This is a genomic window from Pseudomonas sp. YuFO8 (genome assembly GCF_035065025.1).
Taxonomy (GTDB): Bacteria; Pseudomonadota; Gammaproteobacteria; order Pseudomonadales; family Pseudomonadaceae; genus Aquipseudomonas; species Aquipseudomonas putida_AE.
The window spans coordinates 60,411-75,927 of sequence record NZ_JAXDEQ010000004.1; the positions used below are offsets into that span (position 1 = coordinate 60,411).

Consider the following 15,517-nt stretch of genomic DNA (forward strand, 5'->3'; position numbering starts at 1 on the left):
CTGTGCTAGTCAAAACTTTTTTAATTTTGACCGCAACGACTCAAAGACTACTGTGACGCAGACACCACAAGGCACGCGGCCTGTAGAGGCGGCATGCCGTGCAGAAATATTGAGGTGCTTGGAGAGGCGGCCTGGGTAAGGCCGCCGAATCTTCAGCGAGCTGTTGCCAGTTCCTGTTGGACGCTGGCGACAGAGCGTGGCCAAGGTTTACCAGCCTGAACCTTCGCTGGCAAGGCCTTGATGGCGGAAACGGCTGCATCACGATTGGCGAAACTGCCGTAGGTGATCACGTAGAGCGGTTTGCCGTTGAGGACTTTCTTGAAGTAACGGTACTCGCCGCCCTGCTCCTTGACGAAGCTTTGCGCGGCCGTTTCGGAGCTGGTGCCGAGGATCTGCACCACGTAGTTACCCGGCGCTTGACCTGTGTACCAGGTGCCACCGGCTGCCTTGGCGACGGTCGCTGGTTTCTCGGCCGGTTTGGCGGCAGCGGCGGCTGGCTTGGCCGGCGCTGGGGCCGGAGCAGGCTTGGCAGCCGGTGCTGGCGCTGGCTTGGCGGTAGCGACCTGGGTCGGCGCTGGCGCCGGCTTGGCGGTTGGCGTTGGCGCAGGACCGGCCGGAACGCCTGCTGGCGGTGCAATGGTGGTCACGGTCGGCGGTGTCGCGCTGGAACCCTCGACCGGCACGCCGTCATCGCCCTCGGTGATGCCACCCGCCGCTTCGGCCAGCGGCTCACGCATGACCGGTTGCGAATTGCCGACCAACGGCAATGGCGTTGGCTGCGTGTTGCCGGCGAATTCAACGGCCGGAGCACCACCCGCTTGTGGCGAACCCTGGCCGAGCGGCAGTTGCGCCTGTTCGTTGGCAGGCGCCCCCGTGGTCGGTGCTTTGCTGCGACCCGGCATCAACCAGGCGGCAGCTACCGCGACCACAACGACGGCGGAAATCGCCAATACGTGTTTCTTCGGCATATTGAACCCCATACTTGGACGCTTTACCGCGGAGCGGCTGGCAATCATGGCTTCGATCATCGCATCGCGGGCAACCTGGTTGATGTTGCCAGGCCAACCCTCGGAGCTTTCGTGAATATCAGAGATCTGATTTGCGGTGAAAAGTTCGATACCCCGGCCAGCGCCTTCGAGCCGCTGGTCGAGGTATTCGCGGGTTTCCTCTTCGGTGTAAGGCTGCAGCTCGATGACGTGGAAGCGCTCTTCCTCGAGTTGCAAAGCCTCGAGCTGGGCGATCATCGACGACTCGCCGAACAGGAATACATGTGGACGGCCTTCCGGCGCACCCGCGGCCAGGGCCATCAAGGCTTCGAGCGCGGACTCGTCGAGCTGCTCGGCATCATCGACCAGCAGATAGACTTCCTGCCCGGTGAGAGCCAGCTGCACCACCTGCTTGAGGATTGCACCGATCTCGGCCTGGGCAACGTTCAGTGCCTGGGCGACCTGGTGCAACAGGCCAGCCGAATCACCGGCACCACGGGCGGAAACCACCACGCTCTGCACGGTCTGCTTGTTGGTGCTGGCCACCAGGGCCTGACGCAGCAGGGTCTTGCCGCTGCCATGTGGACCTGTAACCACCAATAGCAACTGGCTATACCGCGCCAGATGGTGCAACTGCCCCAGCACCGGCTTGCGCTGGGCTGGGAAAAATTTGAAGCCAGGGACCCGTGGAGCAAAAGGGTCATGACTCAACTGGTAGTGGCCGAGGAAAGCCTCGTCGGCATGCAAACTAGTCATCGCGTTCTTATTAACCTTTAAGCTGAGCCAGGGCGCGGTAATCCGCTCCCAGCGTGGCCTGTAGAACCTCTTTCGGATAATCGTCGGTCACCACCGCTTCGCCCATGTGGCGCAGCAGCACCAGGCGCAAACGACCGTCGATCACTTTCTTGTCAATTGCCATGTGTTCGAGAAAATCAGCTTCCGTCATTTCTTCCGGCGGGATGACCGGCAGGCCGGCGCGCTGGAACAGGCGAATGCCGCGATCGCGTTCCTGTTCGGTGATCCATCCCAGGCGCGCGGACATTTCCAGAGCCATTACAGTGCCAGCAGCCACTGCCTCTCCATGCAACCAGACACCATAGCCCATATGGGTTTCGATGGCGTGACCGAAGGTGTGACCCAAGTTGAGCGTTGCCCGCACGCCGGTCTCCTTCTCGTCGGCGCCGACCACGGCCGCCTTGGCCGCACAGGAGCGCTCGATGGCATAGGTCAGGGCTTGCTGATCCAGATTGCGCAGGCGGTCGACGTTTTCTTCGAGCCAGGTGAGGAACGGCTCGTCGCAAATCAGCCCGTACTTGATGACTTCGGCCAGGCCGGCGGACAGCTCGCGGGCCGGCAGGGTATTGAGGGAGGCGGTGTCGATCAGTACGACGTTCGGCTGATAGAAGGCACCGACCATGTTCTTGCCCAGCGGATGGTTGATCCCGGTCTTGCCACCCACCGAAGAGTCGACCTGCGACAGCAGCGTGGTCGGAACCTGGATGAAGTCGACACCGCGCTGGTAGCAAGCCGCCGCGAAACCGGCCATGTCGCCAATCACGCCGCCACCCAAGGCGATCACCGTGGTGCGTCGATCATGCCGCGCGGTCAGCAGGCCATCGAAGATCAGCTGCAGGGTTTCCCAGGTCTTGAAGGCTTCGCCGTCGGGCAGCACCACGGAAATCACCGAGAACTGCGCAAGGCTGCGGGTCAGACGTTCGAGGTAGAGCGGCGCGACGGTTTCATTGGAAATGATCGCCACTTGCCGTCCGCGAATATGCGGGGCCAGCAGCTCGGGCTGGTCCAACAAACCTTCGCCAATATGAATCGGGTAGCTGCGCTCGCCTAGATCGACCTTGAGTGTCTGCATGTGTCCCCACAGTGAAGATGGAATCAGGCAACCTGCCTTGAGTTAACGAATGTCTACGGCCACTGTTGTGTGACGCCGTTCGTCGGCCGTTCGCCACTACCTTGAGCGGTCATGGCTGGACGCCGAGGATAGCGCATTTCGGGCGGCGCTTTAACGAGGCGGCAATTGCTGCAGACGCTCCAGGATATCGAGCACGACCATTCGCGGCGGTCGTTCATCCGTTTCCACCACCAGATCGGCAATTTCCCGATACAGGGGGTCACGGATCGCCAACAGATCCCTCAGGGTCTTGGCCGGATCGGCCGTGCGCAGCAATGGCCGATTGCGGTCGCGGGACGTGCGGCCGACCTGCTGCTCGACAGAGGCATGCAGGTAGACCACCCGTCCGCCGGCGCGCAGCGCCCGACGATTGGCTTCGCGCATGACTGCCCCGCCGCCGGTCGCCAGCACCACGCCGTCGTAATCGCACAGCTCGGCGATCATTGCCTGCTCGCGCTCACGAAAGCCCGGTTCGCCTTCCTTGTCGAAGATCCATGGGATATTGGCGCCCGTGCGTAATTCAATTTCCTTATCGGAATCTTTGAATGGCAAGCGCAACTCTTTGGCCAGCAATCGGCCGATGGTGCTTTTTCCAGCCCCCATCGGTCCTACAAGTATCAAATTTCGCACAGAATCAACGACTCACAGCAATCGCCTGGTTATTCATGATACGCGGAGTGAGAAACACCAACAGCTCGGATTTTTTCTCCGAAACCACGTCGCGCCGGAAAAGGCGGCCAAGATACGGCACATCGCCAAGAAATGGCACCTTATCTACAACCTTGCTCTGAGTATTTGAGAAAACACCCCCAATGACGATGGTCTCGCCATCGTTGACCAGGACCTTGGCGTTGACCTCGTTTTTCTTGATCGGCGGCACATCCTGGACCTTGTTCAGGTAGTCCGGCTCATCCTTGGTGACCTTGACCTCCATGATGATCCGGTTGTCCGGCGTGATCTGCGGCGTCACCTCCAGCGACAGCGACGCCTCCTTGAACGAGACCGAGGTTGCGCCGCTGGAGCTGGCTTCCTGGTAGGGAATCTCGGTGCCCTTGAGGATCTTCGCGGTCTCCTTGTCGGAGGTGACCACCTTGGGTTGCGAGACGATTTCGCCGTTACCGGTCTTTTCCATGGCCGTCAATTCAAGGTCCAGCAAGACGTTGTCGGTGATGAAGGCAATGCCGATGCCCGACGTATTGTTGGCGACCCCCAGGTCGACGAACGGCGAGCTGGCGCTGCTGTCGTTGGCGCCGTTACCGACCCCGGAGGCATTCCAGTTGCCTTTCTTGATCGCGCCACCCCAGCGCACGCCGAGGCTCTTGTCATAATCTACGTTGGCTTCGACGATGCGCGCCTCGATCATCACCTGACGCACCGGGATATCCAGCTGCGCAACGATTCGCCGCAGTTCGTCGAGACGGTCCTGGGTCTGGTAGGCAATGATGTTGTTGGTGCGCTCATCGACGGTGATCGATCCCCGTTCGTCGGCTTTCGCCTCGGCACTGGTCACCGACTGGAATAGTTTGGCGATATCGGCCGCCTTGGCGTAATTGACCTGCAAAAGCTCCCGACGCAGCGGCGCCAGGTCGGCAATCTGCTTCTGCGACTCCAACTCCTGACGTTCACGGGCCGCAATTTCGTCGGCTGGCGCGACGAGCAGCACATTACCCACCTTGCGCTTGTCCAGGCCCTTGGTTTTCAGCACCAGGTCCAGTGCCTGGTCCCAGGGTACATTTTGCAGGCGCAGGGTAATGCCCCCCTGCACCGTGTCACTGGCGACCAGATTGAGGTTGGTGAAATCGGCGATCAGTTGCAGCACTGAGCGCACGTCGATGTCCTGGAAATTCAGCGAGAGCTTTTCACCGGTGTAGGCATTGCGGTCGGCGTTGCGCTTTTGCAGGTCGTCGACCGTCATCGGGCGGACGCTGACGGTCAGCTTGTTGTCGGTCTGATAGGTTGAGTAATCGAAGGCGCCGCCGGGTTCAATGGTGATCGTCGCCTTATCCCCGCTGGCACTGGCATTGACGAACTGAACCGGGGTGGCGAAATCCTTGACGTCCAGGCGTACGCGCAATGGCTCGGGCAATCGGGTCCTGGCAAATCCGAGAATGATCTTGCCTTCGCGTTCCTGAATATCCGGTGCAATGGACGGGTCCGACAGATCGATCACGACATTGCCTTCGCCCTGGGTACCACGCTGGAAATCCACTGCACGAATGGCCTTGCTCGCCGGCGCAACCGCGCGCTTGGGCGCCGGAACCGGGACGGCGGTAGCGGCCGCCCGCGGGGTCGGGCTTTTGCCACCCTGCCCGACCACTACAAAGAGGCTGTTGCCTTCGACCCGGAAGTCGTAGGGGCTCAACTGGTTCAGATTGATGATCAGCCGCGCACGGTCCTTGGCCTCTACCACCGTCGCGCTGCGGGCATTGCCATTGCCCAGGTCGCGAGTCTTGCTCGCCAGCTGACTGACCACGCCGGGAAGATCCAGGGCAATCCTGGCGGGAGATTCCGTGGTGTAGCCACGGGGCGCCGGGGGTGGCTCGTCGAACACCAGCTTCAACTCGACGCGATCTCCCGGCAACGCGGCGACATCCAGCGTCTTGAGGGTGGCCGCTTGTACCATCGGCGACAGCAACGCTATCCATAGCGATACTCCGAGGGCGGAGAAAATCCTGTTCATCGTACGGGTTCCACTATGAATGCTCTTTCAAAGGAAGGGTCCGCGGTCGCTCCAGCCAGGCACCTTCGCCGTCGGGAACGATTTCCACCACATCGACTTGCGAACCGCTGATGGCGACAATCCGGCCATCGTTACGCCCCAGGTAATCACCGACTTTCAGCCGATGCACCCCACCGGCGCCGCGCAACAAGGCAAAGGAGCCCGTGGCATTGGAGAGGGTACCGACCATTTCAAACTGCTCGATATTGAAGCCCTCGAGGTACTGCTTTACCCGGTTGGGGTCCGGCTGGACATAACGCGCGCCCTGCTTGAGTGCCAGATCGACTTTGATCTGCCGGGAAAACGGGCTGCGCAGGTTGGCGGCGTTATAGGTGAATGTGGGGTAAGACCGGAATGTCGGCGTTGGTTCAATCTTGCCCGGTGCCCGCAGGCGCATTTCGTTCATGTAGGCGTCCAGGTCACTGACATCATCGCCGCCGCCACAGCCCGCCAATACGACCATCAACATCACCGGCGAAAAACCACGAAGCCGGCTCATCATTGCAGCCCCTTGTCGTTGTAACGGTAGGTCTTGGCCAGGATGCTCATGCGTAACTTCGGACCGGCGTCGGGATTGATCGGCGCCAGGTCGAAATCATGCAGGGTGACGATACGCGGCAATCCGGCCACGCCACTGACGAACGTGGCCAGGTCGTGATAGGCGCCGGTGACCGTGATCTGGATCGGCAACTCGATGTAGAACGGCTGGGAGACCTCCGGCAGCAGCTTGATCTCTTCGAACTCCAGGCCACTGCCCAGCCCCGTTCGCGTGATGTCTTCCAGCAAGCCGGGGACTTCGGTGTCGCTGGGCAGTTGCCGTAACAGTACGCCGAAGGAGTTTTCCATCTCCTTCATCTGCTGGGTGTAGAGCTGCAGATTCGCCGCCATGTGGGATTTGCTGGCAAATTGCTCCTTGAGGGTAGATTCCTCCTCGCGCTTGAGTTCGAGCTGATGTTCCAGCTCGCTCGTGGAAAAGTTGTAGCCGATCGACAGCACCAGGATCGCGACCACAATGCCCATCAGGACTTTGATCGCGGGTGGCCAGGAACCCATGTTGCTGGTGTCCAGCTCGTTGATGTCGATCCGGCGCAACCCTTCGATCCATTCGGACGGACTCATTCGCTGTCCTCCCCAGCCGCAGGCTGGGTCTGACGAACGGTCAACTGAAAAACGTTGGTCTGGTCGACTTGCCCCGCGGTCGTCGCCTTGACTTCAGTGAGACTGGGCGCATCGAACCAGTCGGACTGGTCCAGGTTACGCATCAGGTCTGAAACACGGTTGTTCGATTGCGCCGCACCGGTGATTGACAAGGTCTTGCCGGCCATTTTGACTTCAGTGAAATACACGCCATCGGGCAAGGTCCGCGCCAGCTGATCAAAAATTCGCCCGCTGATCGGGCGATTGCCCTGCAGGTCCTGGATGATGCGCATACGCTCGACCAACTGCTGACGACGAGCCTTGAGATCACTGATCTGCTTGATCCGCTCGTCGACCACGGCGATCTGCTTGCCGATGTAATCGTTACGCGCAATCTGCCGCTCGATGGCGCTGCTGATGACCTGGTTGGCCATGAGCAATGCACCTGCCGATCCCGCCAGCACACCCACCAACACCAGGAGAAAGCGCTTGCGCCGCTGCTCACGCCGCTCTTCGCGCCAGGGTAATAGATTGATCCGAGCCATCAGTCGAAACTCCTGAGGGCCAGCCCGCAAGCAATCATCAGCGCGGGCGCATCGCTGGCCAGGGCCGCGGCGTTGACCTTGCTGCTCAAGGTCATGTCGGCAAACGGATTGGCCACCCGGGTCGGCGTACCCAATTGCTGCTCGATCAACTGGTCCAGACCGGACACCGACGCGGTCCCGCCCACCAGCAGTATGTGGTCGACCGCGGTGTAATGGCCCGAAGCAAAGAAGAACTGCAACGAACGCGACACTTGCTGCACCAGGGCCTCACGAAACGGCTGCAACACAACGCTGACATAATCGTCCGGCAAACCGCCCTGCTTCTTCGCCAGGCCGGCCTGCTCGACGGTCAGGCCGTATCGGCGCTGAATGTCCTCGGTGAGCTGGCGGCCACCAAACAATTGCTCGCGGGTGTAGATGATCCGCCCGTCATGCAGCACGCTCAGGGTGGTCATGGTTGCTCCAACATCGACCACCGCCACCAGTCGCCCTTGCAAGCCCCCTCCCTGGCTCTTCAGCAAGCTGAACGATCGCTCCAGGGCATAGGCCTCGACGTCGACCACGCGCGCAGTCAGGCCCGCCAGGGCCAGGGCTGCCTCACGGATTTCGACGTTTTCCTTGCGACAGGCGGCCAGCAACACGTTGACCCGCTCAGGATTGCGCACTGAGGCGCCCTGGACTTCGAAATCGATGGCCACTTCGTCCAGCGGATAAGGAATGTACTGATCGGCCTCGATCTTCAGCTGGTCTTCCATCTCGTCGTCGGAAAGGCCGGCATCCATCTCGATGGTCTTGGTGATCACCGCCGAACCGGCCACGGCCACGGCAACGCCCTTGAGACTGGTGCGAGCCTTGGCCAGCACACGCGTCAAGGCCTGGCCCACGCCATCGAGCTCGGCGATATTTTTCTCGATGACCACACTGGGGGGTAACGACTCGACCGCGTAGGCTTCGACACGATAGCCATTGCCCTGCCGGCTCAGCTCCAGCAGCTTCACCGATGTCGAGCTGATATCGATGCCCAGGAGCGACCTGGCCTTTTTATTGAAGAGTCCTGGCACTACCAATTTCCCTATGACTTTCCGTGTGTTACGGACTCCATAACGGGGGTTGCGTTCAAACCACCCGTCTTGACAGCAGCGCAAATAACGCCATGGACGGAAAAATGCTTATAATGCCCAGCGTTTTTTTCCGCTTTTTCTCAAGCGCGGGTCGTTCGCCTTTAGCCTGAACCCTGATGCCAAATTCATTTTTTACCCTGGATGTCCAAAAGCCTTGATTCGTCTGCTGAAATTTTTCGGTTGGTCCATCGTCGCCGTATTCTGCGGACTGCTTCTGGGTCTGAGTGGGGCGTTTCTTTACCTTAGTCCCGGATTACCGTCCGTAGAGGCACTGAGAAGCATCCAGTTGCAGATCCCTTTGCGGGTCTACAGCAGCGATAACAAGTTGATCGCAGAATTCGGCGAAATGCGCCGCACACCGATCCGTTTCGCCGACATTCCCCCCAATTTCATTAATGCGTTACTAAGTGCTGAAGACGACAACTTCGCCAACCACTACGGCGTCGATCCCAGCAGCCTGATGCGCGCTGCCACGCAACTGGTGAAAAGCGGCCATATCCAGTCCGGCGGCAGCACTATCACCATGCAGGTGGCAAAAAACTTCTTCCTGACCAGCGAACGCAGCTTCTCGCGCAAAACCACCGAGATCCTCCTGGCCCTGCAGATCGAACGACAGCTGACCAAGGACGAAATCCTCGAGCTCTACGTCAACAAGATCTATCTGGGCAACCGTGCCTACGGCATCGAAGCGGCGGCGCAGGTGTATTACGGCAAGTCGATTCGCGACATCAGCCTGGCGCAGATGGCGATGATCGCCGGCCTGCCCAAGGCTCCTTCACGCTTCAACCCGCTGGCCAATCCGGCCCGCAGCAAGGAGCGTCGCGACTGGATCCTGGGGCGCATGTACAAGCTGGGCAAGATCAGCGAAGCCGACTACACCACCGCCGTCAACGAGCCCCTGAACGCCAGCTATCACGTTCCGACGCCGGAAGTGAACGCGCCCTACATCGCCGAGATGGCCCGCGCCGAAATGGTCGGTCGCTATGGCAGCGATGCATACACCGAAGGTTTCCGCGTTACCACCACGGTGCCGAGCAACCTTCAGGAAATGGCCAACACCGCCGTCCACGAAGGCTTGATGACCTATGACCAGCGTCATGGCTATCGGGGCCCCGAGTCCCGCCAGCCGGGCAAGACGCGCGAGGCGTGGGCAACCGAACTGACCAAGCAACGCACCATCAGCGGCCTTGAACCGGCCATCGTCACCCAGGTCGACAAGAGCGGCCTGCAGGTGCTGACCCGCACCGGCAGCGAACACGTTGGCTGGGACAGCATGAAATGGGCTCGCCCGTTCCTGAACACCAACAGCATGGGCGCCAATCCGAAACAACCGTCGGACGTAGCCCAGGTCGGCGACCTGATTCGCGTGCAGCGCCAGGCGGACAACTCGCTGAAATTCAGCCAGATCCCCCAGGCCCAGGGCGCACTGGTCTCCCTTGACCCGCAAAACGGCGCCATCCGCTCGCTGGTCGGCGGTTTCGCCTTTGAGCAGAGCAACTACAACCGCGCCCTTCAGGCCAAGCGCCAGCCGGGTTCGAGCTTCAAGCCGTTCGTCTACAGCGCGGCACTGGATAACGGCTACACCGCCTCCAGCCTGGTGAACGACGCACCGATCGTGTTTGTCGACGAGTACCTGGACAAGGTCTGGCGTCCGAAAAACGATACCAACACCTTCCTCGGTCCGATCCGCCTGCGCGAAGCGCTCTACAAGTCGCGCAACCTGGTTTCGATCCGCCTGCTACAGGCGATGGGCGTTGGCAAGACCATCGACTACATCAGCCGCTTTGGCTTCAACAAGCAGGACCTGCCGCCCAACCTGTCCCTGGCCCTGGGTACCGCGACCCTGACGCCGATGGAAATCGCCACGGGCTGGAGCACCTTCGCCAACGGCGGCTACAAGATCACCCCGTACATCATCGACAAGATCGAAAGCCGCAACGGCGACACGCTGTTCGTCGCCAACCCGCCCAGCGTGCCAAAAGGCGCTGTCGCGACCGACGGAATCGCCGCACCTGCCGCCGAAGCCTTTACGGTCAATGCAACACCTGGCCAGGCGCCGGGCGAGCAATCGGCAGCGCAAACGCCTGCCGTGGCTGAGCGCATTGTCGATGGACGGACAACCTACATCCTCAACAGCATGCTCGAAGACGTGATCAAACTCGGTACTGGCCGTCGCGCGCTGGCCCTGGGTCGTGGCGACATCGCCGGCAAGACCGGCACCACCAACGAGTCCAAGGACGCCTGGTTCTCCGGCTACAACGCCGATTACGTCACCACCGTCTGGACGGGCTTTGACCAGCCCGAGAGCCTGGGTCGCAAGGAGTTTGGCGGCACCGTCGCCCTGCCGATCTGGATGAACTACATGGGCGCTGCGCTCAAAGACATGCCGCCACACACCCAGCCAGAGCCGGAAGGCATCCTCAGCCTGCGGGTAGACCCTGTCAGTGGCCGTGCAGCCACTCCAGGCACGCCAGGGGCCTACTTCGAACTGTTCAAGGTCGAAGATACGCCGCCGACGGGCAATGAACTGGGCAACGGCAATGCGCCAGGCAGCCCGCTGCCGGCGGATGAAGCGGCACCGATCGATTTGTTCTGATCGCAGGACCAACAGAAAGCCCCGCTCTTCTTCAGAAAGCGGGGCTTCTTTTTACCCGGGCTTCCTGCCAGACCATCGCCAGCAGGCTGGCTCCCACAGGGAACGCATTCCAATGTGGGAGCTAGCCTGCTGGCGATGGCCTGACAGACAATACAAAACCATCAGGCATAAAAAAGCCCCGACTTTCACAAGCCGGGGCTTTTGGTTGAAGCGCTACAACGACTTAGCCGTTGAACACGTCATCCACGCTTTTCAGCGGGTAGTTCTTCGGATACGGCAGGGTTGCAACGCCGGTCTCGATTGCAGCCTTGGCCACGGCATCGGAGATCACGGTGATCAGGCGAGCGTCCATTGGTTTCGGAATGATGTACTCACGACCGAATTCCAGCGCGATGCCGCCGTACGCGTCGCACACTTCCTGAGGTACTGGCAGCTTGGCCAGTTCGCGCAGGGCGTTGGCCGCAGCCACTTTCATCTCTTCGTTGATGCGCTTGGCGCGAACGTCCAGGGCGCCACGGAAGATGAACGGGAAGCCCAGGACGTTGTTGACCTGGTTCGGGTAGTCCGAACGGCCGGTGGCCATGATCACGTCGTCACGGGTGGCGTGCGCCAGCTCCGGGGAGATTTCCGGATCCGGGTTCGAGCAAGCGAACACGATCGGGTTGGCTGCCATGGACTTCAGGCCTTCCGGGCTCAGCAGGTTCGGGCCAGACAGGCCGACGAACACGTCTGCGCCTTGCAGGGCGTCTGCCAGGGTGCGCTTGTCGGTCGCGTGAGCGAAGACGGCCTTGTACTGGTTCAGGTCGTCACGGCCGGAGTGAATCACGCCGGTACGGTCGACCATGTAGATGTTTTCGATGTTGGCGCCCATGCTCACCAGCAATTTCATGCAGGAGATGGCGGCCGCACCGGCACCCAGGCAGACGATCTTGGCGTCAGCCAGGGTTTTGCCGGCGATTTCCAGGGCGTTGATCATGCCGGCCGCGGTCACAATGGCGGTGCCGTGCTGGTCGTCGTGGAAAACCGGAATGTCGCACTGCTCGATCAGGGCACGTTCGATCTCAAAGCACTCAGGTGCCTTGATGTCTTCCAGGTTGATGCCACCGAAGGTGATGGAGATGCGCTTGACGGTGTCGATGAAGGCTTGCGGGCTTTCGGAATCGACTTCGATGTCGAAAACGTCGATGCCGGCGAAGCGCTTGAACAGCACGCCCTTACCTTCCATCACTGGCTTGGAGGCCAATGGGCCGAGGTTACCCAGGCCCAGAATCGCGGTGCCATCGGAAATGACTGCAACCAGGTTGCCTTTACCGGTGTACTTGTAGGCCAGCTCAGGATCGCGGGCGATCTCGCGTACTGGTTCAGCTACGCCGGGGCTGTAGGCCAGCGACAGGTCGCGGGCGGTAGCGGTGGCCTTGGTGAGCTCGACACTCAGCTTCCCTGGACGAGGATTGGCGTGATATTCGAGAGCGGCAGTTTTCAGATCAGACATTTTGGCATTCCGCTTTTACTGTTGGACAGACTGGTCAGCGAGGATACGCGCCTGGCAAAATCCCCACAAGACTGACCGGTCACCCCTGTCAAGCGCCCGCCCCTACGACTTTGGGCCAAGAGCCACGGAACACAAGGGATAGACTGTTCACAATCCCCTTAAAAAATGTCTACAATATTTTGAGATTGGCCCTTGCAGCCAAATCACAGACACAAAAAAGGCGTCCCGGGGGACGCCTTTTTCATCAGCATGGCAAAACAGTGACGTTTTCCCAGGTTGATCGGCCTTAGGCCTTTTTCGCACCGAAAGCACCGAAACGGTCTGCGAAGCGCTGAACGCGGCCGCCAGTGTCCAGAGTCTTCTGCTTACCGGTGTAGAACGGGTGGCATTCGTTGCAAACGTCGATCGCCAGGGCTTTGCCGAAGGTCGAACGGGTTTCGAACTTGTTGCCGCAGCTGCAGGTAACAGCAACTGCTGGGTATTCTGGATGGATATCAGCTTTCATGGTGTTTTCCTCAGGCTAGCGTGCCGCCACCCAACACTATTGTTGAATACCGCACGTAATTAGGCCGCGGATTCTACCAGACAATGCCAATCACGCAAGCTGTCCCTCAAACCGGTCGTCTGCTAGGCTCCCGACCCAAAGCGCGATCCTTGTGGTTATGTGTCAAACCCTTCATTGCCTGTTAATCGAGACTCCCCCGCGTGCCCGACGCCATTCTGCGCCTCGCCTTGCCTTCGCCCCTGCGCCGCCTGTTCGACTACCGGGCGCCGGCCGGCGTGCTGCGTGCGCAATTGCACCCCGGCATGCGCTTGCGGGTGCCGTTCGGCCGGCGGGAAATGATCGGGATCCTGGTGGAAGTCACCGACACCAGCGAAGTGCCGGCGGAAAAACTCAAGCCCGCCCTCGCACTGCTCGATGCCACGCCGCCGTTGCCGCCCGCGCTGTTCAAGCTGTGCCTATGGACCTCGCAGTACTACCAGCACAGCCTCGGCGACACCTTGAGTTGGGCGCTGCCGGTGTTGCTGCGCCAGGGCGAACTGGCCGAGGCGCGCCAGGAGCGCTTCTGGTCCGCCGCACCAGGCGCCAGCCTCGACGACCCGCGAATCGCCCGTGCCCCACGCCAGCGCGAAGCCCTGGCAACGCTGGCCCAGCACCCCCACGGCGTCGCCCATCAGTTGCTGAGCAAGCTGATGCTGAGCAAGGACAGCCTCGATCTGTTGCTGGCCAAGGAACTGGTCCAGGTCGAAATCCGCAGGCACGCCCCTGGCGCCCGCCACGAACACTGGCTGGCCCAACCCGAACTGCCACTCAATCCGGAACAGCGGGCCGCGTATGAAGCCATTCGCGCCGGGTTCGACAGTTACCACGCGTTCCTCCTCGCCGGCGTTACCGGCAGCGGCAAGACCGAAGTCTATCTGCAACTGATCCGCGAAACCCTGGAAGCCGGCAAGCAGGCGCTGGTGCTGATCCCGGAAATCAACCTCGGCCCGCAGACCTTGGCGCGCTTCGAGCAGCGTTTCAACGCGCGCATCGCGCTGATTCACTCGGCGGTCAATGATCGCGAACGCCTCGAAGCCTGGCTCGCCGCCCGCGACGGCGAAGCCGACATCATAATCGGCACCCGCTCGGCGCTGTTCACGCCGATGAAAAACCCGGGGCTGATCATCATCGACGAAGAGCACGACGGCTCCTATAAACAGCAGGAAGGCTTGCGGTACCACGCGCGCGACCTGGCGCTGGTACGGGCTCGTCAGGAAAACATCCCGATTGTCCTGGGCTCCGCCACGCCCTCCCTGGAAAGCCTGCACAACGCCTACACCGGCCGCTATGGCCTGCTGCGGCTGAACGAACGCGCGGGCGGCGCCAAGCAACCACGCTTCCTGCGCCTGGATGTGAAAAGCCGTCCACTGGACAGCGGCATCTCCGGGCCCATGCAACAAGCCATCGGCCAGACACTCGCTGCCGGCCAGCAGGTGCTGGTATTCCTCAACCGCCGCGGATTTGCGCCGACCCTGCTGTGTCACGACTGCGGCTGGATGTCCGAGTGCCAACGCTGCGATGCACGCATGACCGTCCACCAGCGCTACGGCGAGCTGCGCTGCCACCACTGCGGCTATGTCGAACGCGTGCCGCGCCAGTGCCCCAAGTGCAACAAGGTCGACTTGCGCCCCGTGGGGGCCGGTACCGAACGGGCCGAGGAACGCCTGGGGATCCTGTTCCCGGACTATCCGGTGCTGCGGGTCGACCGCGACAGCACTTCGCGCAAGGACGCGATGAACCAGTTGTTCGCGACCATCCAGAAAGGCCAGCCCTGCATTTTGGTCGGCACGCAGATGCTCGCCAAGGGCCACCACTTTCCACGGGTAACCCTGGTCTCGATCCTGGATGCCGATGGCGGGCTGTTCTCCGGCGACTTCCGCGCCAGCGAGCGCATGGCGCAACTGATTGTCCAGGTCGCCGGTCGAGCAGGCCGGGCGGAAGAGCCGGGCAAGGTGATCATCCAGACACACCTGGCCGACCATCCGCTGCTGGTGCAATTGACCGAACAGGGTTACTTCGCCTTTGCCGAGCAGGCCTTGAGCGAGCGGCGAGCGGCGGGATTGCCGCCGTTTGCGCATCTGGCGCTGCTGCGGGCCGAGGCGCACAAGCCGGGCCAGGCCGAAGGCTTTCTGGATGAAGCGTGCAGCGAGGCCGAACGCCTGCTGGCCGAACAGAATCTGACCGGCATCGAACTGCTGGGGCCGGTGCCGGCGCCGATGGAGCGTCGAGCCGGACGTTATCGTGCGCAGTTGTTGTTGCAGGCTACGGCAAGGGCGCCGCTGCATCGGTTGCTTGCCAGTTGGTTGCTGGTTTTGGAGCAAATGCCGAGTGGGCGGGCGGTGCGTTGGTCGCTCGATGTGGATCCCGTCGATTTGTATTGATTTTGAGATCGCATTCGCGAGCAAGCCCGCTCCCACATGGGTTTTGTGCCTGACACATAAGGTATGAACACCGCAGATTCATTGTGGGAG

12 protein-coding genes are annotated in these 15,517 nt (G+C 61.1%); 2 read left to right on the forward strand and 10 right to left on the reverse strand.

What is annotated here, in order from left to right:
• Window positions 1–152: 152 nt before the first annotated feature.
• The 8 genes from SOP95_RS05225 to SOP95_RS05260 all read right to left on the reverse strand — a co-directional run bounded on the left by SOP95_RS05225 (window position 153) and on the right by SOP95_RS05260 (window position 8,354).
• Window positions 153–1,742 carry an SPOR domain-containing protein gene (locus SOP95_RS05225; RefSeq protein WP_323606484.1) on the reverse strand — a complete coding sequence of 530 codons (1,590 nt, stop codon included), beginning with the start codon at window positions 1,740–1,742 and terminating at the stop codon, window positions 153–155.
• A 10-nt stretch (window positions 1,743–1,752) separates the two neighbouring features.
• Window positions 1,753–2,853 carry a 3-dehydroquinate synthase gene (aroB, locus tag SOP95_RS05230; protein ID WP_274076093.1) on the reverse strand — a complete coding sequence of 367 codons (1,101 nt, stop codon included), beginning with the start codon at window positions 2,851–2,853 and terminating at the stop codon, window positions 1,753–1,755.
• A gap of 150 nt (window positions 2,854–3,003) precedes the next feature.
• The gene (aroK, locus tag SOP95_RS05235) at window positions 3,004–3,522 is read right to left on the reverse strand and encodes a shikimate kinase AroK (RefSeq protein WP_032831512.1); all 519 of its coding nucleotides are present in this window, start codon (window positions 3,520–3,522) and stop codon (window positions 3,004–3,006) included.
• Between the two features lie 4 nt (window positions 3,523–3,526).
• Window positions 3,527–5,572 (reverse strand): type IV pilus secretin PilQ, encoded by a 2,046-nt coding sequence (gene pilQ / locus SOP95_RS05240; protein WP_274076094.1) that lies wholly within the window; start codon window positions 5,570–5,572, stop codon window positions 3,527–3,529.
• A 13-nt stretch (window positions 5,573–5,585) separates the two neighbouring features.
• Window positions 5,586–6,110 (reverse strand): pilus assembly protein PilP, encoded by a 525-nt coding sequence (locus SOP95_RS05245; RefSeq protein WP_274076095.1) that lies wholly within the window; start codon window positions 6,108–6,110, stop codon window positions 5,586–5,588.
• A complete protein-coding gene (locus SOP95_RS05250; protein ID WP_323606485.1) occupies window positions 6,110–6,730 on the reverse strand; it encodes a type 4a pilus biogenesis protein PilO in 621 nt (206 codons plus the stop codon). Before SOP95_RS05250 ends, SOP95_RS05245 begins: the two co-directional genes overlap by 1 nt.
• Entirely contained in the window at window positions 6,727–7,293 is a 567-nt protein-coding gene (locus SOP95_RS05255; protein ID WP_274076097.1) for a PilN domain-containing protein, read from the reverse strand. Before SOP95_RS05255 ends, SOP95_RS05250 begins: the two co-directional genes overlap by 4 nt.
• A complete protein-coding gene (locus SOP95_RS05260) occupies window positions 7,293–8,354 on the reverse strand; it encodes a pilus assembly protein PilM (protein WP_274076098.1) in 1,062 nt (353 codons plus the stop codon). Before SOP95_RS05260 ends, SOP95_RS05255 begins: the two co-directional genes overlap by 1 nt.
• A gap of 214 nt (window positions 8,355–8,568) precedes the next feature.
• On the opposite strand from SOP95_RS05260, the gene SOP95_RS05265 reads away from it, so the two are divergent.
• Window positions 8,569–11,010, forward strand: coding sequence for a penicillin-binding protein 1A (locus SOP95_RS05265; protein WP_323606486.1), 2,442 nt, complete (start codon window positions 8,569–8,571; stop codon window positions 11,008–11,010).
• A gap of 223 nt (window positions 11,011–11,233) precedes the next feature.
• Here SOP95_RS05265 and SOP95_RS05270 read toward each other — a convergent pair whose 3' ends face one another.
• Window positions 11,234–12,502 carry a malic enzyme-like NAD(P)-binding protein gene (locus tag SOP95_RS05270; RefSeq protein WP_323606487.1) on the reverse strand — a complete coding sequence of 423 codons (1,269 nt, stop codon included), beginning with the start codon at window positions 12,500–12,502 and terminating at the stop codon, window positions 11,234–11,236.
• Window positions 12,503–12,788: 286 nt separating this feature from the next.
• Window positions 12,789–13,007, reverse strand: coding sequence for a 50S ribosomal protein L31 (rpmE, locus tag SOP95_RS05275; RefSeq protein ID WP_008047849.1), 219 nt, complete (start codon window positions 13,005–13,007; stop codon window positions 12,789–12,791).
• Between the two features lie 200 nt (window positions 13,008–13,207).
• On the opposite strand from rpmE, the gene SOP95_RS05280 reads away from it, so the two are divergent.
• Window positions 13,208–15,427, forward strand: coding sequence for a primosomal protein N' (locus tag SOP95_RS05280; RefSeq protein ID WP_274076101.1), 2,220 nt, complete (start codon window positions 13,208–13,210; stop codon window positions 15,425–15,427).
• Window positions 15,428–15,517: the final 90 nt, after the last annotated feature.

What these genes read in the sequence shown, in the direction of transcription:
- SOP95_RS05225 (WP_323606484.1), bottom strand. Translation starts at nt 1,742, where the DNA reads ATGACTAGTTTGCATGCCGACGAGGCTTTCCTCGGCCACTACCAGTTG.
- aroB (WP_274076093.1), bottom strand. Translation starts at nt 2,853, where the DNA reads ATGCAGACACTCAAGGTCGATCTAGGCGAGCGCAGCTACCCGATTCAT.
- pilQ (WP_274076094.1), bottom strand. Translation starts at nt 5,572, where the DNA reads ATGAACAGGATTTTCTCCGCCCTCGGAGTATCGCTATGGATAGCGTTG.
- SOP95_RS05245 (WP_274076095.1), bottom strand. Translation starts at nt 6,110, where the DNA reads ATGAGCCGGCTTCGTGGTTTTTCGCCGGTGATGTTGATGGTCGTATTG.
- SOP95_RS05250 (WP_323606485.1), bottom strand. Translation starts at nt 6,730, where the DNA reads ATGAGTCCGTCCGAATGGATCGAAGGGTTGCGCCGGATCGACATCAAC.
- SOP95_RS05255 (WP_274076097.1), bottom strand. Translation starts at nt 7,293, where the DNA reads ATGGCTCGGATCAATCTATTACCCTGGCGCGAAGAGCGGCGTGAGCAG.
- SOP95_RS05270 (WP_323606487.1), bottom strand. Translation starts at nt 12,502, where the DNA reads ATGTCTGATCTGAAAACTGCCGCTCTCGAATATCACGCCAATCCTCGT.
- rpmE (WP_008047849.1), bottom strand. Translation starts at nt 13,007, where the DNA reads ATGAAAGCTGATATCCATCCAGAATACCCAGCAGTTGCTGTTACCTGC.